The 26,771-nt window shown below is 72.0% G+C and carries 27 protein-coding genes and 1 pseudogene; 18 read left to right on the plus strand and 10 right to left on the minus strand.

What is annotated here, in order from left to right; genetic code table 11:
• The first annotated feature begins 108 nt into the window (after nucleotides 1-108).
• Nucleotides 109-2,337 (plus strand): MMPL family transporter, encoded by a 2,229-nt coding sequence (locus DMH12_RS05130; RefSeq protein ID WP_125490338.1) that lies wholly within the window; start codon nucleotides 109-111, stop codon nucleotides 2,335-2,337.
• 140 nt (nucleotides 2,338-2,477) lie between these two features.
• Nucleotides 2,478-2,660, plus strand: a complete 183-nt coding sequence (locus DMH12_RS05135; RefSeq protein ID WP_125490339.1) for a DUF6480 family protein — start codon at nucleotides 2,478-2,480, stop codon at nucleotides 2,658-2,660.
• Between the two features lie 13 nt (nucleotides 2,661-2,673).
• Here DMH12_RS05135 and DMH12_RS05140 read toward each other — a convergent pair whose 3' ends face one another.
• Entirely contained in the window at nucleotides 2,674-3,177 is a 504-nt protein-coding gene (locus tag DMH12_RS05140; RefSeq protein WP_125490340.1) for a MarR family winged helix-turn-helix transcriptional regulator, read from the minus strand.
• 95 nt (nucleotides 3,178-3,272) lie between these two features.
• Here DMH12_RS05140 and DMH12_RS05145 point away from each other — a divergent pair, with 95 nt between their 5' ends.
• On the plus strand, nucleotides 3,273-3,698 hold the full coding sequence (locus DMH12_RS05145) for a Rid family hydrolase (protein WP_125490341.1): 426 nt from the start codon (nucleotides 3,273-3,275) through the stop codon (nucleotides 3,696-3,698).
• Nucleotides 3,699-3,714: 16 nt separating this feature from the next.
• Here DMH12_RS05145 and DMH12_RS05150 read toward each other — a convergent pair whose 3' ends face one another.
• Nucleotides 3,715-4,683, minus strand: a complete 969-nt coding sequence (locus DMH12_RS05150; protein WP_125490342.1) for a DUF3500 domain-containing protein — start codon at nucleotides 4,681-4,683, stop codon at nucleotides 3,715-3,717.
• Between the two features lie 197 nt (nucleotides 4,684-4,880).
• Here DMH12_RS05150 and tsaD point away from each other — a divergent pair, with 197 nt between their 5' ends.
• The 4 genes from tsaD (at nucleotide 4,881) to DMH12_RS05170 (ending at nucleotide 8,559) form a co-directional block, all read left to right on the plus strand.
• Nucleotides 4,881-5,951 carry a tRNA (adenosine(37)-N6)-threonylcarbamoyltransferase complex transferase subunit TsaD gene (tsaD, locus tag DMH12_RS05155; protein WP_185832156.1) on the plus strand — a complete coding sequence of 357 codons (1,071 nt, stop codon included), beginning with the start codon at nucleotides 4,881-4,883 and terminating at the stop codon, nucleotides 5,949-5,951.
• A gap of 162 nt (nucleotides 5,952-6,113) precedes the next feature.
• Complete coding sequence (locus tag DMH12_RS05160; protein WP_125490343.1) at nucleotides 6,114-6,692, plus strand: dienelactone hydrolase family protein; 579 nt, start codon at nucleotides 6,114-6,116, stop codon at nucleotides 6,690-6,692.
• Between the two features lie 371 nt (nucleotides 6,693-7,063).
• Entirely contained in the window at nucleotides 7,064-7,621 is a 558-nt protein-coding gene (locus DMH12_RS05165; RefSeq protein WP_125490344.1) for a dihydrofolate reductase family protein, read from the plus strand.
• 170 nt (nucleotides 7,622-7,791) lie between these two features.
• On the plus strand, nucleotides 7,792-8,559 hold the full coding sequence (locus tag DMH12_RS05170; protein WP_125490345.1) for a fibronectin type III-like domain-contianing protein: 768 nt from the start codon (nucleotides 7,792-7,794) through the stop codon (nucleotides 8,557-8,559).
• On the opposite strand, the gene DMH12_RS05175 is transcribed toward DMH12_RS05170, so the two are convergent.
• The 5 genes and pseudogenes from DMH12_RS05175 to DMH12_RS05195 all read right to left on the minus strand — a co-directional run bounded on the left by DMH12_RS05175 (nucleotide 8,535) and on the right by DMH12_RS05195 (nucleotide 13,563).
• Entirely contained in the window at nucleotides 8,535-9,554 is a 1,020-nt protein-coding gene (locus DMH12_RS05175) for a hemolysin family protein (protein WP_125490346.1), read from the minus strand. The genes DMH12_RS05170 and DMH12_RS05175 overlap by 25 nt on opposite strands.
• The gene (locus DMH12_RS05180) at nucleotides 9,551-10,888 is read right to left on the minus strand and encodes a hemolysin family protein (RefSeq protein ID WP_125490347.1); all 1,338 of its coding nucleotides are present in this window, start codon (nucleotides 10,886-10,888) and stop codon (nucleotides 9,551-9,553) included. Before DMH12_RS05180 ends, DMH12_RS05175 begins: the two co-directional genes overlap by 4 nt.
• 247 nt (nucleotides 10,889-11,135) lie before the next feature.
• Nucleotides 11,136-11,876, minus strand: coding sequence for a dienelactone hydrolase family protein (locus tag DMH12_RS05185; protein ID WP_125490348.1), 741 nt, complete (start codon nucleotides 11,874-11,876; stop codon nucleotides 11,136-11,138).
• Nucleotides 11,877-12,110: 234 nt separating this feature from the next.
• A pseudogene (locus tag DMH12_RS05190) lies at nucleotides 12,111-12,401 on the minus strand (respiratory nitrate reductase subunit gamma); the annotation flags it as partial.
• A 214-nt stretch (nucleotides 12,402-12,615) separates the two neighbouring features.
• On the minus strand, nucleotides 12,616-13,563 hold the full coding sequence (locus DMH12_RS05195; protein WP_125490349.1) for an SDR family oxidoreductase: 948 nt from the start codon (nucleotides 13,561-13,563) through the stop codon (nucleotides 12,616-12,618).
• Between the two features lie 209 nt (nucleotides 13,564-13,772).
• On the opposite strand from DMH12_RS05195, the gene DMH12_RS05200 reads away from it, so the two are divergent.
• Nucleotides 13,773-14,627, plus strand: a complete 855-nt coding sequence (locus tag DMH12_RS05200) for a helix-turn-helix transcriptional regulator (protein WP_125490350.1) — start codon at nucleotides 13,773-13,775, stop codon at nucleotides 14,625-14,627.
• A 42-nt stretch (nucleotides 14,628-14,669) separates the two neighbouring features.
• Here the strand turns inward: DMH12_RS05200 and DMH12_RS05205 are convergent, their stop codons facing one another.
• Entirely contained in the window at nucleotides 14,670-15,884 is a 1,215-nt protein-coding gene (locus tag DMH12_RS05205) for a phosphatidylserine/phosphatidylglycerophosphate/cardiolipin synthase family protein (RefSeq protein ID WP_125490351.1), read from the minus strand.
• Between the two features lie 265 nt (nucleotides 15,885-16,149).
• Here DMH12_RS05205 and DMH12_RS05210 point away from each other — a divergent pair, with 265 nt between their 5' ends.
• Both DMH12_RS05210 and DMH12_RS05215 read left to right on the plus strand, forming a co-directional pair.
• Nucleotides 16,150-17,049 carry a virginiamycin B lyase gene (locus tag DMH12_RS05210; RefSeq protein WP_125490352.1) on the plus strand — a complete coding sequence of 300 codons (900 nt, stop codon included), beginning with the start codon at nucleotides 16,150-16,152 and terminating at the stop codon, nucleotides 17,047-17,049.
• A 191-nt stretch (nucleotides 17,050-17,240) separates the two neighbouring features.
• The gene (locus tag DMH12_RS05215; RefSeq protein ID WP_125490353.1) at nucleotides 17,241-17,816 is read left to right on the plus strand and encodes a dihydrofolate reductase family protein; all 576 of its coding nucleotides are present in this window, start codon (nucleotides 17,241-17,243) and stop codon (nucleotides 17,814-17,816) included.
• Here the strand turns inward: DMH12_RS05215 and DMH12_RS05220 are convergent.
• Nucleotides 17,813-18,667: an alpha/beta fold hydrolase gene (locus DMH12_RS05220; RefSeq protein WP_125490354.1), complete on the minus strand. Its 855-nt coding sequence runs from the start codon at nucleotides 18,665-18,667 to the stop codon at nucleotides 17,813-17,815. The genes DMH12_RS05215 and DMH12_RS05220 overlap by 4 nt on opposite strands.
• Nucleotides 18,668-18,780: 113 nt before the next feature.
• On the opposite strand from DMH12_RS05220, the gene DMH12_RS05225 reads away from it, so the two are divergent.
• From DMH12_RS05225 to DMH12_RS05245, 5 genes are all read left to right on the plus strand, one after another.
• The gene (locus DMH12_RS05225; protein WP_125490355.1) at nucleotides 18,781-19,920 is read left to right on the plus strand and encodes a winged helix DNA-binding domain-containing protein; all 1,140 of its coding nucleotides are present in this window, start codon (nucleotides 18,781-18,783) and stop codon (nucleotides 19,918-19,920) included.
• 120 nt (nucleotides 19,921-20,040) lie between these two features.
• On the plus strand, nucleotides 20,041-20,472 hold the full coding sequence (locus tag DMH12_RS05230; RefSeq protein WP_125490356.1) for an NfeD family protein: 432 nt from the start codon (nucleotides 20,041-20,043) through the stop codon (nucleotides 20,470-20,472).
• 2 nt (nucleotides 20,473-20,474) lie between these two features.
• The gene (locus DMH12_RS05235) at nucleotides 20,475-21,521 is read left to right on the plus strand and encodes an SPFH domain-containing protein (protein WP_185832157.1); all 1,047 of its coding nucleotides are present in this window, start codon (nucleotides 20,475-20,477) and stop codon (nucleotides 21,519-21,521) included.
• A 28-nt stretch (nucleotides 21,522-21,549) separates the two neighbouring features.
• Nucleotides 21,550-22,554 (plus strand): TerC family protein, encoded by a 1,005-nt coding sequence (locus DMH12_RS05240; protein WP_125490358.1) that lies wholly within the window; start codon nucleotides 21,550-21,552, stop codon nucleotides 22,552-22,554.
• A gap of 53 nt (nucleotides 22,555-22,607) precedes the next feature.
• Nucleotides 22,608-22,817, plus strand: coding sequence for a hypothetical protein (locus tag DMH12_RS05245; protein WP_125490359.1), 210 nt, complete (start codon nucleotides 22,608-22,610; stop codon nucleotides 22,815-22,817).
• Nucleotides 22,818-22,870: 53 nt separating this feature from the next.
• On the opposite strand, the gene DMH12_RS05250 is transcribed toward DMH12_RS05245, so the two are convergent.
• The gene (locus DMH12_RS05250) at nucleotides 22,871-23,803 is read right to left on the minus strand and encodes a DUF3152 domain-containing protein (protein ID WP_125490360.1); all 933 of its coding nucleotides are present in this window, start codon (nucleotides 23,801-23,803) and stop codon (nucleotides 22,871-22,873) included.
• A 113-nt stretch (nucleotides 23,804-23,916) separates the two neighbouring features.
• Here DMH12_RS05250 and DMH12_RS05255 point away from each other — a divergent pair, with 113 nt between their 5' ends.
• Genes DMH12_RS05255 through DMH12_RS05265 form a run of 3 tightly spaced genes read left to right on the plus strand, consistent with a single transcriptional unit; the run spans nucleotide 23,917 to nucleotide 26,767 of the window.
• Nucleotides 23,917-24,606 carry a response regulator transcription factor gene (locus tag DMH12_RS05255; protein ID WP_122618644.1) on the plus strand — a complete coding sequence of 230 codons (690 nt, stop codon included), beginning with the start codon at nucleotides 23,917-23,919 and terminating at the stop codon, nucleotides 24,604-24,606.
• Nucleotides 24,603-26,102: a HAMP domain-containing sensor histidine kinase gene (locus DMH12_RS05260; RefSeq protein ID WP_125490361.1), complete on the plus strand. Its 1,500-nt coding sequence runs from the start codon at nucleotides 24,603-24,605 to the stop codon at nucleotides 26,100-26,102. The genes DMH12_RS05255 and DMH12_RS05260 overlap by 4 nt, the downstream gene beginning before the upstream one ends.
• Nucleotides 26,099-26,767 (plus strand): hypothetical protein, encoded by a 669-nt coding sequence (locus DMH12_RS05265; protein WP_125490362.1) that lies wholly within the window; start codon nucleotides 26,099-26,101, stop codon nucleotides 26,765-26,767. The genes DMH12_RS05260 and DMH12_RS05265 overlap by 4 nt, the downstream gene beginning before the upstream one ends.
• Nucleotides 26,768-26,771: the final 4 nt, after the last annotated feature.

Consider the following 26,771-nt stretch of genomic DNA (forward strand, 5'->3'; position numbering starts at 1 on the left):
AAATCTCGCACTGCCAAAGCCCCTTGCTGCCTGGCTACCTTCAGGGCCACACCCCCACCACCCGCGCGGGCCCGGGGTTCACGCCGTCAGAATGCAAGGAGAAAGTGCGTGTTCGAACGCATAGCCGAATTGGCGATCCGCCGGTCCCGGCTGGTCCTCGTCATCACCGCCGTGGCCGTGGTCCTCATGGGAGTTCTGGGCGCCGGCGCGTTCGGCAAGCTCCTGCCCGGTGGATTTGACGACCCGTCGTCCCAGTCCAGCAGGGCCGAGGCGGTCATCAGCGACAAGTTCGGCGGGGAGTCCAACCTGGTCCTGCTGGTCCGGGCCCCCGAGGGTGGCGTCGACGCGGCGGCCGTCAAGCAGCAGGGCGCGAAACTGGCGGCCGGTCTGAAGGAGGAGGACACGGTCGCGAACGTCATCTCGTACTGGGACACGGGCAACCCGGACCTCCGCTCCAAGGACGGCAGTCAGGCGATGGTGCTCGCCCATGTGAAGGGCGGTGACAGCGAGGAGCGGGAGAACGCCAAGGAGATCATCGACGAGTACACCGGTGCGAAGGGCGCCGGGCTCACCGTCGAGGCCGGCGGCACCGCTGCCGTGGGCGACGACATGGGGACCTACTCCTCCAAGGACCTCGTACTCGCCGAGGCGATCGCGGTGCCCCTGACCCTCCTGCTGCTCCTCTTCGTCTTCGGCAGTGTGGTCTCGGCCCTGCTGCCGCTGGTCATCGGACTCATCGCGATCGTGGGTACCTTCGCGGAACTCTTCGTCCTCGGCAGCGCCACCAGCATCTCCATCACCGCCACCAACCTGACCACCGCCCTGGGACTCGGCCTCGGCATCGACTACGCGCTGCTGATGGTCAGCCGGTTCCGCGAACGGCTCGCGAAGGGCGCGAGCGTGGACGACGCCGTCCGGCACACCGTGCACACCGCGGGCCGTACGGTCGCCTTCTCCGCCGCCACGGTGGCGGTCGCGCTCGCCGCGCTGCTCGTGTTCCCCCAGTACTTCCTGCGCTCGTTCGGGTACGCAGGGGTCGGTGTCGTCGCCATCGCCGCCATCAGCACCCTGCTCGTGATGCCGGCCCTGCTCAAGGTCCTGGGGCATCGGGTGGACAAGGGGCGGCTGCCCTGGGCGGGGAACGCGAAGCGGCAGGACTCCAGGCTCCCCTTCTGGGGCCGGCTGGCCCGTACGGCCATGCGGCGTCCCGCCCTCACCGCGATGCCGGTCCTCGCAGTGCTGCTGCTGGCGGCGAGCCCGCTGCTGGGCATCACCATCGGCATCGCCGACGAGCGCTCCCTGCCCGAGGACGCCAGGAGCCGCCAGGTCTCGGCCGCACTGGAGAAGAACTTCAACGGCAGCGACGCGGCGGCCATCCACGTGGTCATGGACGAGGCGGTCGGCAGGGCACCGCTGGACGCGTACGCGGGCAAGCTCTCGGAGCTCGACGGCGTGGTCCGCGTCGAGGCGTCCACCGGGACCTACACCGACGGCCGTGCCACCGCGCCCGGTCCGCGCAACACCGCGCTCGGCCGCCCCGAGGCGCAGCGGATCAACGTGGTGAGCGACCTGACACCGATGTCGGAGGCGGCCCAGGGCCTGGTCAAGGACGTGCGAGCGGTCGAAGCGCCCGAGGGGACGGACCCCTTGGCGGGCGGCAGGGACGCCGCACTGGTCGACTCCAAGGACTCCATCACCAGCCTGATTCCGCCGGCCGGCGGCCTGATCGCCCTCACCACCTTCCTCCTGCTGTTCCTGTTCACCGGCAGCGTGGTGCAGCCGCTGCGGGCGCTGGTGCTCAACATCGTCAGCCTGGGAGCGGCCCTCGGCGTCATGACGTGGATGTTCCAGGACGGCCACCTCTCCGACCTGTTCGGTTTCACGCCGCAGCCGATGGAGGTCTCGATGACGCTGCTGATGTTCTGCATCGCCTTCGGCCTCTCGATGGACTACGAGGTGTTCGTCACCAGCCGGATCAAGGAGCTGCACGACGCGGGCGCGGACAACGAGACCGCGGTGGTCAACGGGCTCGGGCACACGGGACGCATCGTCAGCGCCGCGGCCTGTCTGCTGGCGGTGAGCTTCTTCGCCTTCGGGACGGCCGGCATCAGCTACATGCAGATGTTCGGTCTGGGCAGCGGACTGGCCATCCTCATCGACGCCGTCGCCGTCCGCGGCGTCCTCGTGCCCGCCGCGATGCGCGTGCTCGGCCGCGCGGCCTGGTACGCGCCACCGTCCCTGCGCAAGGCGCACGACCGCTTCGGCCTCAGCGAGGGCGGCCACGAGCCTGCGCCACCGCCACAGCGGACGTACGAGAAGGACCCCACGGGAGTCTGATCCACGCGACGGTGATCACCCCGGCGGTGCCCGGTCCCGGCAGTGACAGTCGTGTCACCGCCGGGACCTTCGTGCTCCGCGTCCGCGGGGGTGTGCGGGCAGCGGATGCGTACCCCGGGTGTCTGCAGGAACCTGGAACCATGACCGAACCGCTCGTACCCCCTCAGGAGACCCCTCCCGTCGAAGGCTCCACGGCGGAGGCCCACGAGGAGCGCCCCGACGGCGGCATCTGGGAGCACCCCCGGATCTGGACGTGGATCATCCTCATCGGTGCGGTGATCTTCGCCGCCTTCTTCGTCGCCCGCGCCGTGTCGCTGATGTGACCGGCTCCGCCCGTCAGCCGAAGTCGTCGGGGACGATGCGGAGCTTCTGCGCGATGCGCGCGAGGGCCTTCTGGTCCGTGGTGTTGAGCGAGTCGAGGACGGTGCGGCGTACGGAGCGCAGGTGGGCGGGGGCCGCCCGGTCCACGGTGTCGAAGCCGGTGGCGGTCAGTTCGGCGAGCGTGTAGCGGCCGTCCGCCGGGTCGGGGGTCCGTACGATCCAGCCCCGCTGTTCACAGCGTTTGACGACGTTGGACAGGCGGGAGAGCGACCCGCTGGCGAGGAAGGCGAGTTCTCCCATGCGCAGCTTGCGCTGCGGAGCCTCGGAGAGGTGGCTGAGCACGAGGTACTCGAACAGGGTGAGGCCGTGCTCCTGCCGCAGCGGTGACTCCAGCTTGCCGGGCAGCAGCAGGACGAGGGAGATCAGCCCCGTCCACGCCGCCTTCTCCTGCTCGTCGAGCCATCGCAGCTCCTGATCGTCCTCGTGTTCTCCGGTGCCGCTCACGGGACCTCCCGTCATCACTTTGCGCTTGAAGTCATCGCTTGCTAGTCTCACTTTACGCGTGAAGTCATACAACGGGAAACGCGGCCCTGCGGACAGGAAGAGGGACCACCATGAGCACCGTCACTTTCGGCGTCACTCCGGGCTTCGGTGAGAAGCTCCACGAGGCCCTCGGCTACAGCGGAGCCGTCCGCGTCGGCGACCGGGTGGAGATCTCCGGCCAGGCGGGGGTGGACGACGATCTGGTCGTCCCCGACTCGCTGGAGGACGAGATCGTCCAGGCCTTCGACAACGTGGAGCGCACCCTCGCCACGGTGGGCGCGACGTGGAAGGACGTCATCCACGTCAACTCGTACCACAAGGTCGCACCGGGCGACGACGTCATCGGCGAGGACCACAACAGGGTCATGGCCGAGCAGTTCCGCCGTCGCCTCGGCGGCCGCGCGCCGATCTGGACCGAGACCGGCGTCACGGTCCTCGGCCTCGCCGCCATGCGTGTGGAGATCCGCGTCACCGCCATCGCCGGATCCGGGAACTGAACGCTGAGGCGCCGCTTTATGCGTGCTGCTCCGTGTAGTGCCTCCGGAGCAGGTCCGTTCCCCAGTCGTGGCGGACGTGGCGCCAGACCGAGTGGGCGTGGTTTCCGTCGTCCTGGGTGTTGTCGTACTCGATGAGGAAGTCCGGGGCGCGGACGCAGTAGTAGTGCCGGTCGCCGGGGACGAGGCCGCCGGCCCAGGCGAAGGAGACCGAACCCAGTCCGCGGGTCACCGCGTCCGACCAGCACTCCCGCGCGTACGCAGCGGGCGCGCGGTCGAGATAGCGGCGCACCAGGGACTCCAGGAGGCGCTGCTGACCGGGCGTCATGCGGTCGTGGGCCAGGCCGTCCGGCAGGACGGTCGGATCGGCGAAGGGATCGTCCCGGGTCAGGATGTCGTCCGGCGGCACGGCGGCGAAGAGCGCCTCGGCCCGCGCACCGCCGTCCAGATCCGTGATCAGCTCCCTGGCCAGGTCCTCCTCCGGGCCCAGGAGCCGGCGGCCGGCCTGGGGGCCGCTGCCGACGCGGGCCGGTTCCGAGCCGACGAAGTGCGGCGTCACCCGGATCCCGACCGCCGTGACCAGGACGTGCACCGCGAGGTGGTGGCCGTTCATCCGCCAGCCCCACGGTTCGTCGCCGTCCGGGTCGCCGAGCAGCCGTACCCAGTAGCGGTCCGCGCCCACGGACCCCTGCTGGGCGCGGCGATGCCGTTCCACCTCGATAGCCCCGCGCGCCAGCTCCGCTCCCGGCGCGCTGTGCGCCGTGGCCAGCAGCGCGTCGACCGCCTCACGCTGCCGGGCGTCGAGACCCTCGGTGGAGAGTCCGGGGCGCGGGCCCGGCAGGTAGGTCCACTCGCGCAGCTCCGGCGCGTCCAGCCGGTCCGGCCCTGAGCGCAGTTCACGCACCTGCTCCGGCTCCAGGGCGGCCAGCAGCGCATGCGCCGCCTCCCGCATCCCGGAGGCGATGTGCTTCGACGGGATCTCGCCCACGCTTCTCCTCCCGCTGACGGCCGCACGGCCGGCAACGGGCTTCATTCTGCGCGCGGAATCCCCTGCCCGCATGCCTCCGCGGTCAGGAAGCGCTCACCCGCACGCGCTCGCCGTCGCCCTCGGACGGGCCGGACGTTTCCAGGCGCCTATTGCACATATATTGCAGATGCAGTTCCAGCGCAGAAGGAGATGACCCGATGGGCGGACCAGTGGTACTCGGGATCGAGTCCTCGTGCGACGAGACCGGAGCCGGGATCGTCCAGGACGGAAGGCTGCTCGCCCACGTCGTGGCGTCGAGCATGGACGAGCACGCCCGATTCGGCGGGGTCGTGCCCGAGATCGCCGCCCGGGCGCATCTCGAGGCGTTCACCCCGGTCGTGCGTGAGGCCCTCGAACGGGCGGGGCTGGGACTCGGCCGGATCGACGCCGTCGCCGTCACGACCGGCCCCGGCCTCTCCGGCGCCCTCCAGGTCGGCCTCGCGGGAGCCAAGTCGCTCGCCTACGGGGCGGGCGTGCCGCTGTACGGGGTGCATCACCTCGCCGGACACGTCGCCGCGGACACGCTGGAGCACGGGCCGCTGCCCACGCCGTGCGTCGTGCTGATCGTCTCCGGCGGACACACCTCGCTGCTCCTCGTACGGGACCTGGTGCGTGAGCCGATCCTGCACCTCGGGGACACCCTCGACGACGCGGCGGGGGAGTGCTTCGACAAGGTCGCCCGCATCCTCGGCCTGCCCTATCCGGGCGGACCCGCGATCGACCGCGCGGCACGGGAGGGCGACCCCCGCGCCGTCGACTTCCCCCGCCCCCTCACGCGCCCCGGCGACGATCCGTACGCCTTCTCCTTCTCGGGACTCAAGACGGCCGCGGCCCGATGGGTCGAGAGGCAGCGGCTGCGCGGCGAGGAGGTGCCGGTGGCCGACGGTGCCGCCGCCCTGCAGGAGGCCGTCGCGGACGTGCTGACCCGCAAGGCGCTCGCCGCCTGCCGCGCACACGACGTGCGGACACTGATCGTGGTCGGCGGTGTGGCCGCGAACTCCCGGGTCCGGGGCCTGGCCGAGGAACGCTGCGCCGCGGCCGGGATCGAGCTGCGAGTGCCGCCCATGACGCTGTGCACGGACAACGGCGCCATGATCGCCGCCGTCGGTGACCTCCTCGTCCGCGCCGGTGCCGAGCCCGCGCCGCTGGAGGTGTCCATCGATCCGTCGGCGCCGCTGGAGTACGCCTCCCTGACCCCGCTCCCGGCCCTCTCACCGCAGGCCGCCTGATACCGGCCGGCGCCGCACCCGACACCCGGCCCGCACACCCGGCCGGCGGCCGGCCCAGCCCTCGGCCGGAGTGGGCGAACGCTGAGCCGGACCGGGTGTCAGTGCTCCCGGCCATACTCGTGCCGCGGCGCCACCCGGGCTCCGCGGTACGAGGGGAGCGACATGGCCGAGGTGCTGGTCTTCCATCACGGACACGGACTGACCGCCGGCGTCCGCGAGTTCGCCGAGCGGTTGCGACGGGCCGGACACACCGTCCACGCCCCGGACCTGTACGAGGGGCGGGTGTTCGACACCCTCGAGGAGGGCATCGCCTACGCCGGGAGCACCGGCTTCGGCACGATCACCGCGCGCGGAATCGCCGCCGCGGAGCAGCTGCCGCCGGAGCTTGTCCATGTCGGCTTCTCACTCGGCGTCCTGCCGGCGCAGAAGCTGGCCCAGACCCGCCCCGGCGCGAAGGGCGCGCTGCTGCTCGAGTCGTGCGTGCCGATCGCCGAGTTCGGCGGCACCTGGCCCCGGGACGTCCCGGTCCAGGTCCACGGCATGGACGCGGATCCCTACTTCGCCGGGGAGGGCGACGTGGACGCCGCCCGCGCGCTCGTGGGGACGGCGACGGACGGCGAGCTGTTCCTGTACCCGGGCGACAGGCACCTGTTCACCGACAACAGCCTGCCGTCCTACGACGAACCAGCCGCGGAGCAGGTCGCCCGTCGAGTGCTCGGCTTCCTCGACCGCGTCGAGTAGCAGGCACCTCGCGGACCGGTGAGGCGGCGAACAGCGCGTGCACGGCCGCCGGGAGCGAGGAGCAGCAACGAGAGGCCGTGGACCATGGCCTGCACCGTGGTCGACACGGCCTCCGCGGCCACCTCGGGGACGGTGGAGCGGACGTACTCCGAGATGGCCGCGGTGGCGGTGAACCGTTCCTCGTTCGCGGGCTCGCAGGGCTCGGCGAGCATCACCCGGCACGAACCGACGGAGGAACAGGACCGGCGCCCCGGCTCCCGGGGCTCGTCTCGGGTCACTGCGACTCGGCCGATCGGTGGGTTCCCGGCTCTGTCGGGGTCATGGTTCGCAGGACCGCTGACAGACTGGCGCGCCCGTAGCGAAGGAGAGGCATGGCAAAGCTCATCTACTCGATGGTCACCTCGCTCGACGGCTACGCCGAGGCGGCCGAGGGCGACCTCGGCACCGGGGCCGAGGACCCGGAGGTGCACACCTTCATCAACGACCTCTTCCGCCCCGTCGGCACCTACCTCTACGGCCGGCGGATGTACGAGACGATGGTCTATTGGGAGACCGCGCACACCGAACCCGACCAGCCGCCGCACATCCTGCAGTACGCCCGCGACTGGCAGGCCGCCGAGAAGGTCGTGTACTCCACGACGCTCGAGTCGGTGTCGAGCGCGAAGACCAGGATCGAGCGGACCTTCGACCCGGAGGCGGTGCGCCGGCTCAAGGCCGAGGCCGAGGCCGACCTCACCGTCGACGGCCCCACCCTCGCGGCCCAGGCGATCGCGGCCGGTCTGGTGGACGAGTACCACCTGTTCGTCACCACCAGCGTGGTCGGCGGCGGCAAGCGCTTCTTCCCCGACGGCGTACGCCTCGATCTGGACATGGTCGAGGAGCGTGCCTTCGACAGCGGACTGGTCTACGCGCGCTACCGGACCCGCTGAACCGCACCGGCCGGTCCCACCGGTCGCGGACGCCGGGGCGAAGGCGGCCCGCCTCACCCCTCTGCGAAGATGACGACCATGGCCTCGCCCTCGTCCTCCTCGGCGACTTCGGCCGCGTCCACTACGGCGAGGGCCTCCTCATCGGCTACCGCTGGTACGACACGCGCCGGATGCCCGTCGCCTATCCGTTCGGCCACGGGCTGTCCTACACGACGTTCTCCTACGACGACGTCGACGCCGTGGTCCGGTCCGACGGCGCCGAGCCGGAGGTGGAGGTCACGGTGACCGTCACCAACACCGGTGACCGGCCGGGCACCGAGACCGTCCAGCTCTATGTCACGGACCCCGAATCGACCGTGAGCCGGCCCGCCCAGGAACTGCGCGCGTTCGCGCGGGTCGCCCTGGAGCCCGGTGAGAGCTCCCTGGTCACCTTCGCCCTCGGCCGTCGGGCCTTCGCCTTCTGGAGCGAGACACTGGACCGGTGGGTCGTCGAGGGGGGCACGTTCGGCCTGCGCGTCGGCGCCTCGTCCCGCGACATCCGCCTGGAGACCGCCGTCGCACTCAGCGGCGACGACATCGCCCTCCCGCTCCGGTCCGACTCCCCGGCCGAGGATTGGCTGTCCCACCGCGACGCCGGGCCGTGGCTCCGCGAGGCGGTCGGGGACCAGGGCTTCGGCGCGATCCTCTTCGACCCGCACAGCGGCCAGATGATCCGTGCGATACCGCTGCGGCGGCTCTCCCGCTTCCCCGGATTCCCCCCTGAGCGAGGAGCAGATCGAAGAAGGGGTCGCACGATTCGCTGGGCCTTCGCCGTTCGCCCGCATCGGCTCGGAGAACGCCGGGTGAGTCGCATCGCCGTGCCCCCGTGCCAGGCTGCCCGTGGCCGTTCCGGGCACTGGGCGGCAGGTGAGGGCTACGCCTTCTGGGGCTGTAGGTAGCGGGCCAGCAGGTCGTCCAGGCTCACCACGCCGGAGAGAGCGCCGGTGGCGTCGCGGACCACCGCCAGGGTGGACCGGCGTCGCCGCAGCAGCTCGATCGCGTCGGCCACCGTGGCGTCCTCGGCCAGTTCGGGCACGGGGCGTGCCAGGGCGCGGGCGGTGGTGGGGCGTCCCTGGGCGCGTGCGACCAGGACGTCGCGCGTATGCAGCGAGCCGAGCACGTCCGCGTCCGCGCGTACCAGCAGTCGGGTGCGGTCGGTGGCGGCGGCCAGGGCGAGGATCTGTTCCGTGTCGGCGTCCGCGTCGACGGCGGTGATGTCGGCGGCCGGGACCCGCAGGTCGCGTACCGGGGTCTCCGGTTCGGTCAGTGAGCGGGCCAGCAGGTCGGAATCGGTCTCGCTGATCAGGCCGAGGCGTTCGGACTCCGCCACGAGGTGCGTGAGCTGTTCGCGGTTGTGGACGGAGGCCAGTTCGCCGCGCGGGGTGACCCGGCACAGCCGGACCAGGGCGTTGCTGATCCGGTCGAGGATCCGGATGAGCGGACGTACCGCCTTGACGACGGCCCGGAAGGGCGGGGAGAGGAGCATCGCGGAGCGCTCGGGGTGCGCGATGGCCCAGGACTTGGGGGCCATCTCGCCGAGCACCATGTGCAGGAACACGACCACGATCATCGCCACGGCGAAGGCCACGCCGTAGCTGAGTGCGGTGGGTAGGCCCAGCTTGTTCAGCAGCGGGTCCAGTTCGTGGGAGATCGCGGGCTTGGACACCGAACCGAGGCCCAGAGTGCACACGGTGATGCCGAGCTGGGCGCCGGCCAGCATCAGCGAGAGCTCCCGCATGCCGGCCAGTGCCGCCTTGGCGCCGCGCTGTCCGTCGGCCACGGCCTTCTCCACGCGGTGCCGTTTGGCGGCGACCAGTGCGAACTCGGCCGCCACGAAGAACCCGCTGCCGATGAGCAGCAGGACGGTGACGAAGAGCGCGATGGGGAAACTCATGCCTGCTCCTGCGCCTTCTCGGTCGTCCGCTCGATCCGGATCCGCTCCGGTACGTGCCGGTCGAGGGTGCGTACGTCGATCGCCACGTCGCCGCCGTCGGGCAGCGTGACCGTCAGGTGGTCGCCGATGGCCGGGAAACGGCCGAGCCGGTCGACGATCAGGCCGGCCACCGTGTCGTAGTCCTCGTCCTCGGGCAGTTCGATACCGGTGACGGCGGCGACCTCGTCCAGGCGCCGCCCGGCGTCCACCAGCCAGCCGTCGCCGTGCGCGACCGCCACCTCGGTGACGGTGTCGGACTCGTCGGCGATGTCGCCCACGAGTTCCTCGGCGACGTCTTCGTAGGTGACGACCCCGGCCACACCGCCGTGCTCGTCGAGGACGACGGCGAACTCGTCGTCCAGCTCGCGCATGCGTTGCACGGCGTCCGGCAGCGGCAGGGTGGCCGGCAGCAGCAGTGGCCTCCGGGCCAGCGCGCCGGCCGTGGTGGAGGTGAGCCGGCCGGCGGGCAGCCCCATCAGTTCCCGCACGCCCAGTACCCCCGGGACGTCGTCGGGGTGGTCTCCGAGCACGGGGTAGTTGGAGTGGCCGTGCCGGGCGATGAGGCCGACGGCCTCGGCCGCGGTGGCGTCCTCGCGGACGAAGACCGCGTCGACGCGCGGCACCATCACCTCGTGCAGCGTCCGCTCGGAGAACTCCAGGGCGTGGTCGATCAGCTCTGCGGTGCCGCGCGGCAGCTGTCCCTGCTCGTGGGACTCGCCGATCAGGTGGCCCAGTTCCTCCAGGGTGGCGCCGTGGTGCAGTTCCTCGACCGGCTCGATACCGATCCTGCGCAGCAGCCTGTTCGCTGCGCCGTCGAAGATCCGTACCACCGGGCCGACGACCTTCAGATAGGCCAGCGTGGATCCGGCCAGCGACTTCGCCAGCCGTTCCGGGACGGCGATGGCGAGGTTCTTCGGGGCCAGCTCGCCGAGCACCATCTGCACGACCGTGGCCAGGACGAAGGCGAGCACGACGGAGATGCCGGTGACCGCGCCGTCGGGGATGCCGAGCCCGGACAGGACCGGCCGGAGCAGCGCCGAGACGGACGGCTCGGCGAGGAAACCGACGACCAGACCCGTGACGGTGATGCCGAGCTGAGCGCCCGACAGCATGAACGACAACCGCTCCAGCACCGTCAGGGCACGGGCGGCCTTCCGGTCCCCGGCATCGGCCTCACGGGCCAGGGCGAGCCGGTCGGCGGAGACGTACGCGAACTCCTGGGCGACGAAGTAACCGGTGCCCGCGGTCAGCGCGAACACCGCCAGCACGCCCAGCCAGGCTTCCACGGCACTCACCGGACACCACTCCACCGCTTGCCGTGCTCGGGAAGTACCGGGCGCGATGGCCGGGGACCGGGCCCCGACGGGCCCGTCGATCTGGCGGACAAGCGATGACTCCTCGTCTAGGCGTGCAGACAGCGAAACGATTCCGACCGAGAACAGGTTCCCGACGGCGAGCCGGAGCGAACGCCACGACGCGAGGCGGGTGAACCGCGGGACAGGGCCCCTGCCGAGAGTTCGGCAGGGGCCCTGAGCGGTGACGCTACTTCAGGTGCCGTGTGAAGAACTGGGCCGCGGAGTCCCCCGCGTGCTGCGGGACGCCGGTGTGCCCGCCCATGTTGGCGTGCAGGGACTTCTCCTTGGAACCGAAGGCGTCAAACAGGTCCAGGGACGCCTGCCGGTCGTTGCCCTCGTCGTCCCACTGCAGCAGGACGTGCAGCGGAATGGTGACCTGCCGGGCCTCCTCGAACATGACGCGAGGCACGAGACTCCCCGCGAACAGGCCGGCGGCCCTGATGCGCGGCTCGACCACCGCCAGCCGGACACCGATGGAGATCACTCCGCCCGAGTACCCGACCGGACCGTCGATCTCGGGGAGCGACAGGAAGACGTCCAGCGCGGCCTGCCATTCCGGGACCGCCTTGTCGACCAGCGGGAGGATGAGGGCGTCGACCGTCTCGTCGGGGACCGGCAGGCCGGCCTGCATGGCCCGGCGCAGGTCGGTGCGGGCCTGGTCGAGGGCGGGCCAACCGGGCCGGTCGCCGCTTCCGGGGAGCTCGATGGTGGCCGTGGCGAAGCCTTCCGCCGCGGAGTGCCGGGCTCGGGCCACCAGCCGGGGGTACATCCTGCGCAGCCCGAGCGTGGGGTGGCCCAGCAGGATCAGCGGCACCGGTGCGGAAGCGGACGCGGTTTCGGGCGTCCACAGGAAGCCGGGGATCTCACCGAGGGTGAATGCGCGTTCGAGGACGCCGTCGTCGAGGCGTTGCTCGGAAGTGACATGCATGGTCGTGCCTTTCGGGAGTGCACTGGGACGGCGCTCCCGGACGACCTGCCTATCGCCCGACCGTGACCCCGGAGGGGAGCACCCATGTCGATACTGTGTTCACGGGTACCACCTCCTCGCTCTCTCGCACGGTCTCCGGGAATGTAGCAGTGGCCGGCAGTCGTCTGCCAACGGTTATTCGGAGCCTCCCCGAGCGGCGCCACGAGGACCCCGCCACGCCACCCCGGACACGTCTCAGCGCCCCGGCCGTGGCCCCACCGCCGCGGCAGGTGCGGATCCGCCGCCCTGGCCGTCCGTCCCGGCCCGTCCGCGCCCCCGGTGGCGGTACACGACGTATGGCCGTACCAGGTATCCCAACGGAGCCGTGAAGGCGTGGACCAGGCGGGTGAAGGGCCAGAGGGCGAAGAGGGCCATCGCGAGGAGGGCGTGCAGGCGGTGGACGAGGGGCGCCTCGGCCATCGCCGGGACATCGGGTGCCAGGGTGAACAGGCTGCGGAACCAGACGGAGACGCCCAGCCGGTAGTCGTTTTATTGCACATTGCATTATTTGTCATGCGCATATTCTTGGTGCGTGAATACTTTCGGCCAGGAATGGCGGAGTGAATCGTGCCGGATTCCTGTCCGCTGGTAATTCACCCCACGTCGGCCCGCCGTCCGGCGCTCTTCCGGTGCGTATTCGCGCCATAACGGTGCGCGCGCCCCGCTTTTCCGCGCATACGCCCCGGCGGGTGAACCCCTCCTACCGCCAGGCGTGGGCGCCCACGAGTTCCTCGGAGATCTGCCAGACGCGCCGCGCGTCCTCCGTACCGCGCAGGCGGCCGTACAGCTTCTGCTCCGCCGGCGGGCCGCCCAGGTGTCCGGGCCCGCTCGGTCCGTAGAAGCCGCCGCCCGTGGCCCCGGGTTCGGGGGCCGTGGCGGCGTGCAGGGCGGGCAACTGCGCCGTGTGCACCGTTCCGACGACGACGCCGCGGGCGGACAGGGCGCGGATCAGGCGTACGCCCAGCGTGTCCCGGGCGCGGCCGACCTCGGGGCGGGCGGCGAGCAGGCTCGTCGGTGCGACTCCCGGGTGGGAGAGGTTGCTGGTGATGCCCCAGCCCGCCGCTTCGCTGCGCCGGTGGAGTTCGAGGCCGAAGAGACCGAAGGCGATCTTCGACTGGCTGTAGGCGCGCATGCCGTCGTAGGAACGCTCCCAGTTCAGGTCGTCCCAGTTGATGGCGTTGCGGTTCGCCGCGACGCTGATCTGGGACGTCACACGGGCCCGCCCGGCCCGTAGCAGGGGGAGGAGATGGTTGACCAGGGCGAAGTGCCCCAGGTGGTTGGTGCCGAACTGCAGCTCGAAGCCGTCGGCCGTCGTCCGCCGGTCGGGCGGGGTCATGACGCCGGCGTTGTTGACGAGGACGTGGATGGGACGGCCCTCGTCCAGCAGCGTCCTGCCCAGCTCCGCGACGGACGCGAGCGAGGAGAGGTCGAGGGCGCGCAGGGACACGTCCGCGCCGGGGACCCGCTCCCGGATTCCGGCGGCCGCCCGTTCGCCCTTGCGCGGATTGCGGACCGGCATGACGACCTGCGCGCCGGCGGCGGCCAGACGCGTCGCGATGCCGAGTCCGATCCCGTCGCTCGCTCCGGTGACGACGGCGCGCCTCCCGGTCAGGTCGGGAACGGTGATGTCGATGTCCTTGCGTGGCATGTCTGCTCCCCACGATGTCGTTGCCTCCACCGTCACCCCGGCGGCCGGACCCATCCAGGGACTCCCGATCCACCGATGCGCGCGGTCGCGTAGCGGCGTCGGAAACGGGGCCGGCGGACCGTGGACAAGCGCGAGAGGGGGATCGGCGGACCGTGGATAAGCGCGGACGCGCACGCTAGAAAGAGACCGGTACGAGAGGGAGAGGGCGCATGGAGATCGACCGGGCCGGGCTCGCGGCGTTCCTGCGGCGCCGCAGGGAGCTGCTGCAACCCGAGGACGTCGGCCTCCCACGCGGACCGCGGCGCAGGACCAGCGGGTTGCGCCGCGAGGAGGTCGCCGAGCTGTGCCACATGTCGACCGACTACTACGCCCGGCTCGAGCGCGAGCGCGGCCCGCAGCCGTCCGAGTCGATGATCGCCTCGATCGCGCAGGGGCTGCACCTCTCCCTCGACGAGCGGGACCACCTGTTCCGCCTCGGTGGCCACGCTCCGCCGGCCCGGGGTACGGGCGCCGTCGGCGAGCACATCAGCCCCGGCCTGCTGCGCATCCTCGACCGGCTGGACGACACGCCGGCGGAGGTCGTCACCGAGCTGGGGGAGACGCTGCGCCAGACCCCGCTCGGCGTCGCCCTCACCGGCGACACGACCCGCTACGCCGGCCCCGCGCGCAGCATCGGCTACCGCTGGTTCACCGACCCCGTCACCCGCGGGCTCTACGCGCCGGAGGATCACGCGTTCCTCTCCCGGATGTTCGCGTCCGGGCTGCGTGAAGTCACCGCCCTGCGGGGCCCCGGCTCCCGGGCCGCCCACTACGCCGAGCTGCTCCTCGCCCGCAGCGACGAGTTCCGCGCTCTGTGGGACAAGCAGGAGGTCGGCGTCCGGCCCCACCACGTCAAGCGCTTCAGCCATCCGGAGGTCGGCGCCCTCGAACTGAACTGCCAGACGCTCCTCGACCCGGACCAGTCACACCGACTGCTCGTCTACACGGCGGTCCCGGGCAGCGAGAGCCACGACCGGCTGCGCCTCCTCGCGGTCATCGGGCCGCAGGCGCGGGCACTGCGCTGATCAGGGCACGGCGCGCGTCGGCCGCCGTGCCGACGGTCGCCGTCACAGGAACCGGCGGATGGGCTGGACGGCTGCCTCACGGGCGCGCTGGAGCAAGGAACGCCGCTTCCAGGCGCCCTTGCGGATCGGCTCGGCCGCCGCCTTGTCGGCCTCGAAGTGGGCGTCCAGGCCGGCGGTGAACTCCGCGTCCAGGACGGCCAGCATGACTTCCTCGTCGTGGTCGAGGGAGCGCCGGTTGAAGTTGGTCGACCCGACGAGCGCGGCCGTGCGGTCCACGGTGATGACCTTGGCGTGCATCATGGTCGGCTGGTACTCGTAGACCTTCACCCCGCAGGCGAGGAGATCGTCGTAGTAGTGCTGTCCGGCCAGCCGGCAGACGCGCTTGTCGGTGTGCGGGCCGGGCAGCAGGATCTCCACCTCCACGCCGCGCCGTGCGGCGGCGCACAGGAGTTCGATGAAGTAGCTGTCCGGGGAGAAGTAGGCGGTGGTCAGCCGGAAACGCTCCTCGGCGGACTCGATCATGACCCGGATCAGGGTCTGCATGTCCTGCCAGCCGAAGCTGGCCGAGCCGCGCACCACCTGCACCACCGCGTCGCCGTGGGGCTGGTGGGGGGTGAAGCGGTCGCGGTCGTCGAAGAGTTCGTCGTGGCACTCGGCCCAGTTCTGCGCGAACGCGGCCGCGATGCCGTCCACGGCCGGTCCCCGCACCTGGACGTGGGTGTCCCGCCACTCGCCGGGGTTGCGGGCGTCGCCGCACCACTCCTCGGCGATGCCCACGCCGCCGGTGAAGGCCATCTGCTCGTCCACGACCAGGACCTTGCGGTGGCAGCGGTGGTTCTGCTTGAGCGGCGACAGGTGCGCGGGCTTGCGGAACCAGGCCACCTGGACGCCGACCCGGTCCATCTCGGCGAGCAGGTCGCTGTCGATGAGCCGGCTGCCGAAGCCGTCGAGGAGCAGCCGCACGCGCACGCCGGCCCGGGCCCGCTCCGCGAGGGCGTGCGCGAATTCGCGCGCGATCTCGCCCTTCCAGTACACGAACGTCATCATGTCCACGGTGTGCTCGGCGGAGCGGATGGCGTCGAGCATGGCGGGGAAGATCTCGTCCCCGTTGCGCAGCGGAAGCAGGGCGTTGCCCTCGGTCGCCGCGATGCCGATCAGACGCTCCAGGCGGCGCCGTATCCGCACGGTTCGTTCCGTTACCGCACCGTCGTCCGCCGCACGGACGGAGGCCGACGGGACCTCCTGGACACTGGTCATCCCTGTTTCCTTTCGAAGCGCGCAAGGGGAAGCGACAGTTCCCGGTGAACCCGCCCCTGAGCCGTCGGCCGACGCCGACGACGCTGCGTCTGCCCTGTCCGCCGCCGTGCATGCGCGTCGTCCCGTGAGGCGTCGTTCCCGGCCGGTCCGCCGGAACATCCCCAGGCCCCGGCGGGGCTTCCGGAATAACCGGAGGCGTGCTGACCGCGGCACGGCTAGCATCCGCTGTCGGATCCCCGCCGCCGACCGATCGAGGAAACCGCCCATGCCGCGCCGCCCGACCGTCTCGATCGAGGAATTCCCCGTCTCCGACCCCGAGGCAGGCCCCTACGGGATTACCGCCGGACCCGACGGCGCGGTGTGGTTCACCATGGTCCACCACGGGCGGATCGGGCGCGTCGCCCCGGACGGCGCCACCGACTCCCACGCCCTGGAACCGGCTTCCGGCGGACCGTCGACCATCACGGCGGGGCCCGACGGAGCGCTGTGGTTCACCGAGTTCCGCGGCCACCGGATCGGCCGGATCACCACGGCCGGTCAGGTCACGTCGTTCCCGCTGCCCACGCCGGACGCCGGGCCGTTCGGGATCGTGGCGGGCCCGGACGGCGCGCTGTGGTTCACGGAGGCGAGCGCCGACCGCATCGGCCGGATCACGACCGACGGCCGGGTCGGCGAGTTCCCCCTCCCCGTCTCGGGTGCCTTCCCCTCGGGCATCGCCGCCGGCCGGGACGACCGGCTGTGGTTCACGATGAACCAGGCGAACGCGATCGGAGCCATCGCTCCCGACGGCGCCGTCGACGTCCATCCGCTGCCCGCACCGGACGCCGCCCCCGTCGGCATCGCGGCCGGGGCCGACGGCGCGATGTGGTTCGTCGAGATCGGCGCCGGGCGGATCGGGCGGATCACCCCGGACGGCACGATCGACGAGTTCGCCCTGCCCGACCGCGGGTCCCGCCCGCACGCCATCGCCGCCGGCACCGACGGCGGCTGCTGGTTCACCGAGTGGGGAGCCAACCGGGTCGGGCGGATCACCCCCGACGGCGAGATCGACGAGTACGACCTCCCCACCCCGGCCTCGGAGCCCCACGGCATCGTCCAGGGACCGGACGGCGCGATCTGGACCGCCCTGGAGAACGGGACGATCGCCCGCCTGACGACACGCTGACCACGGGGCCGGTTCAGCGCCGGGCCGGCAAGCCGTCCACCAGGGCCCGGAGGCCGTCCGGGCAGGCGTCCCCGGCGGGCAGTACCGCCACGATCCGCGGCGAGCGCCCCGTGGATCGCCGCGGTGCCGATGACTTTCCCTCCCGCCGCCGGTCAGCACTCCTACGTACACGTGCGTAGGAGGAGAGACCGATGTCAAGCCTCATGGTGGACTTCATCATCTCGCTCGACGGCTACGGCGCCGCGGAGGGATGGCCGGGCTTCTGGGGCATGGAGGGGCCCGAGTACCTCGCCTGGCTGGAGGAGGATTCGCACAAGGAGTACACGACCCTCATGGGCGCCACGACGTACCGGCTCATGTCGGGGTTCGCCGCCCAGATGCCCGACGACCCGGGGATGGCGCTCCTGGCCGCGTCGCCCAAGGTGGTGTTCTCCTCGACCCTGGAGGCGCCGCTGTCGTGGACCGCTTCGGAGCTGAACCGGGAGGAGCCCGTGGCGGCCGTACGGGAGATGAAGCGGGACGGGCGCCCGCTGCGCACCCTCGGCAGTCTCACCCTGTGCCGGTCGCTCATCGCGGCGGGCGTGGTCGACCGCTTCCGCGTGGTCGTCTTCCCGGTCATCACCGGCGCCACCGGGAAGGACCGCATCTTCGACGGCTATCCCGACCTCGCCCTCGACATGGTCGAACACCGCACGTTCGACGGCGGGCTCCAGTTGCTGGAGTACGTCCCCAGGGTCCTCGACGGGCCGCCCGGCGCCGGCGACTAGGACCGGCCCGTGCCGAGCGCGAGCATCGCCTCGGCGACCTCGTCGGCCGACGCGTCGGGGATCGCGGTCGCCGCGTCCTCCAGCACGAGCAGCCGGGCGCCCGGGATCTCGCGCGCGATCGCCTCGGCGTTGCCGACGGGGAAGAACGGGTCGCGGCGGCCGTGCACGACGAGCGTGGGGATCGCGATCCCGGGCAGCCGCTCCCGCCAGCGGGGCGCGCAGTCCAGCGCGGAGAAGACCATGCCGAGCTGGTTGGCCAGGTGCACGGGGGGTTCGGCGCCGGGTGTGCGGTCCCAGACACGGGCGGCCGTCGTGCGCGCGGCGTCGGGGTCGTCGCCGAGGATCGCCGCACCGGCGGCGGCGAACTCCGCCACCGCCTCCCGGTCGGTCCAGTCCGGCATGGGATGCGCGAACAGGCGGCTCATCGTCTCCGCGTCGTGGTCGGGGAGGTCGGCGTCGGGCGGGCCGGGGGCGACCGCGCGGGTGCCGGCCAGGGTGAGCGCGGAGAACGCCTCCGGATGGTCGAGGGCGGCCACCTGGGCGACCATCCCGCCCACGCCGATCCCCGCGAGGTGCGCGGGCCCGCCGCCCAGGGCGCGCGCGAGCGCCGCCGCGTCGGAGGCGAGGTCCCGCAGGGTGTAGGCGGGCGCCTCCGGATCCGCCGTCGTCGACTCGCCGCTGTCGCGCAGGTCGTAGCGCACCACGCGCCGCCCGCCGGCGGCCAGTCGCTCGCAGAGCGCGTCGGGCCAGGACAGCATCGTCGTCCCGCCCGCGAGCAGCACGAGGGGCGCGTCGTCGTCACCGAACGACTCGACGCCCAGGGTCACTCCGTTGGCGTTGACGGTGCTCATCGGACCACCGTATCCGGCGTTGGACGGCCCGGCCGGTCCGGCGGGCGGGGGCGGGGGAGGGGCCTGCACGCTCACGTCGCCCCGGGCAGGCCGAGGGAGGCCATAATCCGTGCGTGACCCTCACCCCGCGACGCCTCGCCCTGGCCACCCTGGACCGGCAACTCCTGCTCGAACGCGAGCGCCTGGAGGTGGCGGAGGCGGTGCGCCGGGTCTGCGCGCTGCAGGCGCAATCACCGGCGTCGCCGTACCTGGCGCTGTGGAACAGGGTGCGGGACTTCGCACCGGAGGACCTCGACGCGGCGTTCGCGGAGCGCCGGATCGTCAAGGCGAGCCTGATGCGGATCACCCTGCACGCCGTGCACGCCGAGGACCACGCGCCCTTCCGCGCGGCCATGCTGAGCACCCTGCGCGCCTCCCGGCTGTACGACCGCCGCTTCACCTCGACCGCGCTGACCCCCGCCGACGCCGACTCGGTCCTTCCGGAGCTGGCCGGGTTCCTCGACCGGCCCCGCACCGGCGCCGAGGTGGAGCAGGAAGTCACCGCACGGTTCGGCGAGGACGCGCACCGCGTGTGGTGGGCGCTGCGCACCTACGCGCCGATACACCACGGGCCCACTGGCGGGCCCTGGTCGTTCACCGCGCGCAACGCCTACCTGGCCGCCCCGGCGGACGCCGAGAACGGTCCGGGGGAGGCGGCCGCGGGGGTGCGGAGGCTGCTGCTCTCCTACCTGCGGGCGTTCGGGCCCGCCACGGCCCAGGACTTCGCCCGCTTCACCCTGCTGACGCGCGGCACCGTCGACGGGGCGCTGCACGAACTCGGCGACCGCGTGGTGCCGGTGGCGGGCCGGGGCCGCGCCGCCCTGTTCGACCTGGCGGAGGCCACCGTGCCGGCCGAGGACACCGAGGCCCCGCCCCGGCTGCTGCCGATGTGGGACAGCACCCTGCTCGCGCACGTCGTACCGGGACGGTTCCTGCCTCCCGAGTACCGCCCGGCGGTCGTCCGCCGCAACGGTGACGTGCTGCCCTGTCTGCTGGTCGACGGCCGGGTGGCCGGGGTGTGGCGCGCGGTCGACGGCGGACTGGAACTGACCGCCTTCCACAAGCTCGGCAAGGCCGCGTGGCGCGGGGTGACCGAGGAGGCGGAGAAGCTGTCGGCGCTGCTCGCCGACCGCGATCCGGCCGTGTACGGGCGCTACGGACACTGGTGGGAAAAGGGGCTCCCGGGTGCCGAACGCGTGACCGTGAAGGGCTGATCCCGGGCGGGGTCGGATTTTCCGGGAACCAGGTAAAATTACGTCAAAGGCGCCTTTGCGGTGCCTTGATCACTACTTGATCAACAGACCGCTCTTCTCGCATCGTCCGGAGGGGTCGCCATGGATCCGTGGCTTATCTGGTTGATCGTTTCGGCGGTCCTGATCGTGGCGGAGATCTTCACTCTGACCGCCGCGCTCGGAATGCTGGGTGCGGCCGCGCTGATCACGGCGGGATCCGCCGCGGCCGGCCTTTCGCCGCCTTTCCAGTTCCTGCTGTTCACCGTCGTCGCCACGGTCACCCTGCTGTTCGTGCGCCCCGTCGCCGTACGCCATCTCCTGCAGCCCCAGACCGAGCGGTTCGGCGTGGAGGCGCTGGTCGGCAAGGCCGCGTACGTCGTCTCCGAGGTGACGGGCATGGAGGGCAGGGTCCGTATCGGCGGTGAGGAATGGAGCGCCCGTTCCTACGACGAGACGTTGGTGATTCCCCGCGGGGCCACCGTCGACGTACTGGAGATCAGCGGCACCACCGCATTCGTCTATCCCCGGGAGTGACCATGGAAGTCTCGGCTTTCCTGATCGCCGGTGTGATCGTCGCGATTCTCGCGGTGTTCACCGTGGTGCGGGCGGTTCGCATCGTGCCCCAGGCCCGTGCCCGCAATGTCGAACGGCTCGGCCGCTACCATCGTACGCTGAAACCGGGGCTGAACCTCGTCATCCCCTACATCGACCGGGTCTATCCCGTGATAGACCTGCGCGAACAGGTCGTCTCCTTCAAACCCCAGCCGGTCATCACCGAGGACAACCTGGTCGTCGAGATCGACACCGTGCTGTATTTCCAGGTGACCGATCCACGCGCGGCCTTCTACGAGATAGCGAATTTCCTCCAGGCGGTGGAGCAGCTCACCGTCACCACCCTGCGCAACGTCGTGGGTTCGATGGACCTGGAGAAGACCCTCACCTCGCGCGACACCATCAACAGCCAGCTCCGCGGCGTACTGGACGAGGCCACCGGCAAATGGGGGCTGCGCGTGAACCGGGTGGAGATCAAGGCCATCGACCCGCCGCAGTCCATCAAGGACGCTATGCAGAAGCAGATGCGGGCCGAGCGCGACAAGCGGGCCGCGATCCTCGGCGCGGAGGGCCAGCGCCAGTCGCAGATCCTCACCGCCGAGGGCGACAAGCAGGCCGCCGTGCTGCGCGCGGAGGGCAACCGCACCGCCGAGATCCTCAAGGCCGAGGGGCAGTCCCGGGCCATCGACGAGGTCTTCCAGGCCGTGCACCGCAACGACCCCGACCCCAAACTGCTGGCCTACCAGTACCTCCAGGTGCTGCCGCAGCTCGCCCAGGGTTCGGGCAGCACCTTCTGGGTCATCCCCAGCGAGGTCACCTCCGCGCTCCAAGGCGTCTCCCGCGCTTTCACCGAAGCGCTGCCCCAGTCACCCGCCACCCGCGAGAGCCGCTCGGACGACGGTGCCGCCCAGGCCGCCAGCGACACGGCCCAGGCCGCGGAGGCCGCCGCCGAGGCCCTCGCCGACGCCGCCCGGGCCGACCGGGTGACCTCCGAGGCGATGCGCGCCACCCCCGTGACCGAGGACCGATGAGAACCCCGCCCGTCCATGCGAGGCCCCCATGTTCGACGTGCCCTTCTGGCTCTGGACCGTCTTCGCCGCCACCGTCGTCGTGTCGCTCACCGTCGACCTCCTGGCCCACCGCAGCGCACACGTCATCGGATTCAAGGAGGCGGCCGCCTGGAGCGGCCTGTGGGTGGGCCTGGCGCTCGTCTTCGGGGCGGTCGTCTTCCTCGTCCTCGGCCCGACCGCGGGCACGGAGTACACCACCGCGTGGCTGCTGGAGAAGAGTCTCTCGGTCGACAACCTCTTCGTCTTCGCCCTGATCTTCGCCTACTTCAAGGTGCCACGCGCCTACCAGCACCGCGTCCTCTTCTTCGGCGTCATCGGGGCGCTGGTGTTCCGCGGCATCTTCCTCGCCGCCGGTGTGGCCGTGGTCAACCGCTTCACCGCCGTGCTGTTCGCCTTCGCGGCCATCCTCTTCTGGAGCGTCTACAAGATCCTGAAGGGCGAGGAGGAGAGCTTCGACCCCGGCAAGAGCTTCGCCGTCCGGCTGCTGCGCAAGGTCATCCCCGTGCGGGACACCTACGCGGGCCCGAAGTTCTTCGTGAAGGAGGCCGGCAAGCACGTGGCGACGCCGCTGCTCGCCGTCGTCGCCGCGATCGAGGCGGCGGACCTGATCTTCGCCGTGGACAGCGTGCCCGCCGTGCTCGCGGTCAGTGACGACACCTTCATCGTCTACACCAGCAACGCTTTCGCCATCCTCGGCCTGCGGGCCCTGTACTTCATGCTCTCCGGGCTGCTCGACCGCTTCCACTACCTGAGCAGGGGGCTGGCGATCATCCTGGGGTTCATCGGCCTCAAGCTCATCCTCCAGGCGACCCACAAGATGGTCAGCCCCTCCGTGCCGGAGATCCCCTCGCCCGTGAGCCTGGCGGTCATCGTCGTGGTCCTCGCGGCATCGGTGTTCCTGAGCCTGCGGCGCCCGCCCGACACGGACGACGGGGACACGGGCGGCCCCGACGATGAAGTCCTGGCCTCACCCGAACATAAGAACGTAAAATAGGGGTAAAGTCTCACAAAGGGTCCGAATCCGTTCCCAGCGCGGATGTGAGAACGATGAGCAGTCACACACAGCAGACGAAGCAGACCCGCACCGCACCGCGGCAGGCCGACGCGCAGCGCCCTGCCATCTGCCCCACCTGCGGTCACTCCGTCCCGGCGGAGATCACCCGCCACAAGACCCTCGGGATCTACGTCCCGGTCTGGGGGCCGGGCACCTGCCGTAACCCCGACTGCGGCACCGGCGCAACCGGCCTCCGCCACTGACACCGCTCCGCCACCGGCATGCGGTGCCGAGGGGTCCGGCGCCCCGTCCGGGCTCAGCCGACGGCGGGACCCGCGATCGGCCTGCCCTCGAAGTCGTAGGGCCAGACGTTGGTCCGGCAGCCGTGCAGGCCCTTGATCTGCTGCATCATGACCGGTGCCGGCCGCCCCGCCCCGGGGCACCCCTCGTGGCCGTGGCCCAGGAAGTGCCCGACCTCGTGGTTGATGATCAGCGCCCGGTACGACGTCACGTCGTCCGCGTAGTACTGCGTGGCCAGCAGCCACCGCTTGAGGTTGACCATGACGTCCTGACCGACGTTGCAGTTGACCTCGCCGCCGGTGTCCAGGCCGTACCGGCCGCAGATCGTGTCCACCGTCCCCGCCGTGGCGAGCCGTACCCGGAAGTCGGAGGCGCCGCCCGACACCCGCCGGAACCCCACGATTCCGTCCGCCGTCCAGCCCCGCTCGTCGGAGAGGATCTCCTCGACCTCGGCCGCGACGTCCCGGGCCGGGATCCCGATGCCGTCCTCGACCTGGACCACGTAGGTCAGAGTCCGCCCGCTCCCGCCGACCCGTTCCCCGCCGCCGCCCGCGGTGGCGAACGTCCCCGGGCCGGACGACGGGATCGAGCCGGGATCGCGGTCCTTCCCCGTCCCCGTCGTCCCGTCGGCCTTCTCCTTCTCCGTCGCCTCGGCCTTCTCTGTCTCGACGACGTCGCGCGGCCCGGGCCGCACGGACGCGGACGGGCCCGGCGGGCCCGCCGGACCGGTGGCGCCGGCGGAGCGGTCTGCGGCGGCTTCCCCGCCCTCACGCAGGGCCAGACCGCCGGCGAGCACCAGCACCGCCCCGGCCGCGAGACCCGGCCACAGCAGACGCGACCGGACGCCCCGGCGGCGGCGCGCACCGCTGCCACGGCGCCCGCGGGACCCGCGGCGGTGCCGCCGGTCCGGCGCGGAGGGGGACGAGGGGGTCGATCGGCGCTCGTTCATGATCACGAAGCGTGCCGCGACGGTGTGATCGCCCGTGGACCGCTGTTGGACCGCTGTGTAACAGCCGTCACCCGCGCGGGGACGCCCGCCCGTTCATACGCATACTGAGACCCATGCCACGGGTCCTGATCATCGAAGACGACCGCGCCGTCCGCGACGGCCTGCGCCTCGCCCTGCGCCGCCAGGGGCACGAGGTCGCCGCCGCCGCGACGGGCGAGGAAGGGCTGGAGCTGCTGCGGTCGTTCCGGCCCGACGCCGTCGTCCTCGACCTGATGCTGCCCGGCATGTCCGGCCTGGAGGTGTGCCGCCGCGCACGCGCCCACGACCAGGTGCCGATCATCATGGCCACCGCCCGCGGCGACGACACGGACATCGTCGTCGGCCTGGAGGCCGGAGCCGACGACTACGTGGTCAAGCCGGTCCGCGCCCGGGTCCTGGACGCACGCATCCGCGCGGTGCTGCGCCGCGCCGGCGGCACCCCGGACGACCAGGGGACCCCGCGCACGGAACACCACGGCGACCTGGTCATCGACCGCGCCGGACTGACCGTCACCCACCAGGGGCGGCCCGTCGCCCTCGGCCCCTCGGAGCTGCGGCTGCTGCTCACGCTGTCCGCGTCGGCGGGCCAGGTCTTCAGCCGCCAGCAGCTCCTGGAAGCCGTGTGGGAGCACAGCTACCACGGGGACGCCCGCCTCGTGGACGCCTGCGTCAAGCGCCTGCGGGCCAAGATCGGCGAGCCCGCGGGCAGCCCCCGCCACGTCCACACCGTGCGCGGCTTCGGCTACCGGTTCGGGGCCCGGTGAGGGTTCCGCGGGCGCTGCGCGCGCTGAACGGGCTGCGCGTGCGGCTGGTGGTGGCCTTCACCCTCGTCGCCGTCGTGGCCACCGTGACCACCGGTGCGCTGACCTTCCGCGAGGCGCGCAACGGGGTCCTCCAGCAGAGCCAGGACACCGTGATCGAGGACTTCCGGCACCGGGTCAACACCCTGGCCCCCAACTACCGCTTCCCGCCCGACGCGGCCGACCTCCAGGCGTTCGCCGCCGACGTGGCGCGCAGCGGCCGGTCCCAGACCTGGCGGGTGCTCGCCGCCTACCGGGACGCCGAGGCCACCTCGCGCCCCGGGGACGCCTTCCGCGAACTGTCCCCGCAGATGCGCGAGTCCGTGCGCTCCCGCCGGGCCACGGTGTTCCAGCGGGTGTCGCACGACGGCCGGCCCGCACTCGTCGTCGGCATGCCGGTGACCTTCACCGGCCCGTACGCCGTCTCGGAGAGCGCCTCCGGCCTGGAGGTCTACCTGACCGTGCCCCAACAGGAGGAACAGGGCTACGTCGACGCCCTGGTCACCGCCATCGAACGGGCCACCGTGCCGGCGCTGGCGCTGGCCGTGCTGATCGCGCTGCTGGCCGCGCGCGGGGTGCTGCGACCCGTGCGGGCACTGCGCCGCGCCACCCGCAGCATCGCCGAGGGCCGCCTGGACACCCGGCTCGCGGTGCAGGGCTCCGACGAACTCGCCGACCTGTCCCACACCTTCAACGAGACCGCCGCCGCCCTGGAGGGCTCGGTGGCGGAGCTGCGGCGCATGGAGGCCGGCGCCCGCCGTTTCGCCGCGGACGTCTCGCACGAACTGCGCACTCCGCTCGCGGCGATGTCGGCGGTGACGGACGTACTCGACGAGGACGCCGCCGGACTGGACGAGGACACGGCGACGGCGGTGCGCCTCATCAGCGAGGAGACCACCAAGCTGGCCACCCTGGTGGACGACCTGATGGAGATCTCCCGGTTCGACGCGGGGGCCGCCGCCCTGCACCTGGACGAGATCGACCTGGCGGAGTCCGTACGGCGCACGCTCGCCTCCCGCGGCTGGCTGGACTCGGTGACGGCCGGCCTGCCCGGACCGGGCGAGCTGCGCGGCCGGGTCGACCCGCGCCGCCTCGACGTCGTCGTCGCGAACCTCGTCGGCAACGCCCTGCGGCACGGCGCACCCCCGGTCCACGTGGGACTGAGCGCGGGGGACGAGACGGGCACCGGGGAAGAGGCGGTCCTCACGGTCCGCGACCGGGGCGACGGCATCCCCGAGAGCGTCCTGCCGCACGTCTTCGACCGCTTCTACAAGTCGGACGCCGCCCGCACCCGCACCGAGGGCAGCGGCCTCGGGCTGGCCATCACCGCGGAGAACGTACGCCTGCACGGCGGTACCGTGCGGGCGGCCAACGACCCGGGCGGCGGCGCGGTCTTCACGGTCGTGCTGCCCCTGCCGCGCGACGGGGCGACGGACGCGGCCAAGGAGGGCCGGACATGAAACCGCCGACGACACCACGGACCGCCCGACGCGCCCTCCCGCTCCTGCTCGCGGCGCTGCTCCCGCTGGCCGGCTGCGGCATCCCCGAGACCGGCGTGGTCGAGGCGGGTGAACCCGCGACCGGCGTCCTGCAACCGGGCGTCGCTCCCAGCCCGTCCCAGGCACAGCCCACGCCGGTGCCCGTCGCCGCCGTGCCGCTCTTCTTCGTCGACGACGGCGCCCTGGCGCCGGTGACCCGGACGGTGCCCAATGCCACCGATCCCGGCACCGTCGTCCTCATGCTGTTCAAGGGCCCGGACGACCAGGAGCGGAACAGGGGACTGACGACCGAACTGCCGCTCACCGCCGCCGCGCCCACCGTCCGCGTCGACGGTGCGTCGGTCACCGTGCTCCTGCCGCGCGGCACGAGCAGCCTCAGCGGCACGGCCGTGGACCAGCTGGCCTGCACGGTCGCCGCCGCCCGGCTGCGTCAGGACCCGGCGCTGGACCGGGCGCAGGTGACCGTGGAACAGCCCGGTGGCCGGCTCTCGGGCCGCTCCAGCGACGACTGCCCGGCGGGCGCGGAACCGGCCCGCGCCGGGGCGGGCGGCACCGGCACCGCCGTGCCCAGCGCAAGCGGAACCGGTGCCCCCGGCCCATCCGGTGGCACCGGCGGTGGCGGCTGACGGG

The organism is Streptomyces sp. WAC 04229 (assembly GCF_003947455.1).
In the GTDB taxonomy this organism is placed as follows: domain Bacteria; phylum Actinomycetota; class Actinomycetes; order Streptomycetales; family Streptomycetaceae; genus Streptomyces.

What these genes read in the sequence shown, in the direction of transcription:
- DMH12_RS05175 (WP_125490346.1), bottom strand. Translation starts at nt 9,554, where the DNA reads ATGAGTTTCCCCATCGCGCTCTTCGTCACCGTCCTGCTGCTCATCGGC.
- DMH12_RS05235 (WP_185832157.1), top strand. Translation starts at nt 20,475, where the DNA reads ATGGAAGTCTCGGCTTTCCTGATCGCCGGTGTGATCGTCGCGATTCTC.
- DMH12_RS05195 (WP_125490349.1), bottom strand. Translation starts at nt 13,563, where the DNA reads ATGCCACGCAAGGACATCGACATCACCGTTCCCGACCTGACCGGGAGG.
- DMH12_RS05145 (WP_125490341.1), top strand. Translation starts at nt 3,273, where the DNA reads ATGAGCACCGTCACTTTCGGCGTCACTCCGGGCTTCGGTGAGAAGCTC.
- DMH12_RS05165 (WP_125490344.1), top strand. Translation starts at nt 7,064, where the DNA reads ATGGCAAAGCTCATCTACTCGATGGTCACCTCGCTCGACGGCTACGCC.
- DMH12_RS05160 (WP_125490343.1), top strand. Translation starts at nt 6,114, where the DNA reads ATGGCCGAGGTGCTGGTCTTCCATCACGGACACGGACTGACCGCCGGC.
- DMH12_RS05140 (WP_125490340.1), bottom strand. Translation starts at nt 3,177, where the DNA reads ATGACGGGAGGTCCCGTGAGCGGCACCGGAGAACACGAGGACGATCAG.
- DMH12_RS05185 (WP_125490348.1), bottom strand. Translation starts at nt 11,876, where the DNA reads ATGCATGTCACTTCCGAGCAACGCCTCGACGACGGCGTCCTCGAACGC.
- DMH12_RS05230 (WP_125490356.1), top strand. Translation starts at nt 20,041, where the DNA reads ATGGATCCGTGGCTTATCTGGTTGATCGTTTCGGCGGTCCTGATCGTG.
- DMH12_RS05255 (WP_122618644.1), top strand. Translation starts at nt 23,917, where the DNA reads ATGCCACGGGTCCTGATCATCGAAGACGACCGCGCCGTCCGCGACGGC.
- DMH12_RS05265 (WP_125490362.1), top strand. Translation starts at nt 26,099, where the DNA reads ATGAAACCGCCGACGACACCACGGACCGCCCGACGCGCCCTCCCGCTC.
- DMH12_RS05170 (WP_125490345.1), top strand. Translation starts at nt 7,792, where the DNA reads ATGCCCGTCGCCTATCCGTTCGGCCACGGGCTGTCCTACACGACGTTC.
- tsaD (WP_185832156.1), top strand. Translation starts at nt 4,881, where the DNA reads ATGGGCGGACCAGTGGTACTCGGGATCGAGTCCTCGTGCGACGAGACC.
- DMH12_RS05135 (WP_125490339.1), top strand. Translation starts at nt 2,478, where the DNA reads ATGACCGAACCGCTCGTACCCCCTCAGGAGACCCCTCCCGTCGAAGGC.
- DMH12_RS05210 (WP_125490352.1), top strand. Translation starts at nt 16,150, where the DNA reads ATGCCGCGCCGCCCGACCGTCTCGATCGAGGAATTCCCCGTCTCCGAC.
- DMH12_RS05250 (WP_125490360.1), bottom strand. Translation starts at nt 23,803, where the DNA reads ATGAACGAGCGCCGATCGACCCCCTCGTCCCCCTCCGCGCCGGACCGG.
- DMH12_RS05215 (WP_125490353.1), top strand. Translation starts at nt 17,241, where the DNA reads ATGTCAAGCCTCATGGTGGACTTCATCATCTCGCTCGACGGCTACGGC.
- DMH12_RS05240 (WP_125490358.1), top strand. Translation starts at nt 21,550, where the DNA reads ATGTTCGACGTGCCCTTCTGGCTCTGGACCGTCTTCGCCGCCACCGTC.
- DMH12_RS05220 (WP_125490354.1), bottom strand. Translation starts at nt 18,667, where the DNA reads ATGAGCACCGTCAACGCCAACGGAGTGACCCTGGGCGTCGAGTCGTTC.
- DMH12_RS05205 (WP_125490351.1), bottom strand. Translation starts at nt 15,884, where the DNA reads ATGACCAGTGTCCAGGAGGTCCCGTCGGCCTCCGTCCGTGCGGCGGAC.
- DMH12_RS05200 (WP_125490350.1), top strand. Translation starts at nt 13,773, where the DNA reads ATGGAGATCGACCGGGCCGGGCTCGCGGCGTTCCTGCGGCGCCGCAGG.
- DMH12_RS05245 (WP_125490359.1), top strand. Translation starts at nt 22,608, where the DNA reads ATGAGCAGTCACACACAGCAGACGAAGCAGACCCGCACCGCACCGCGG.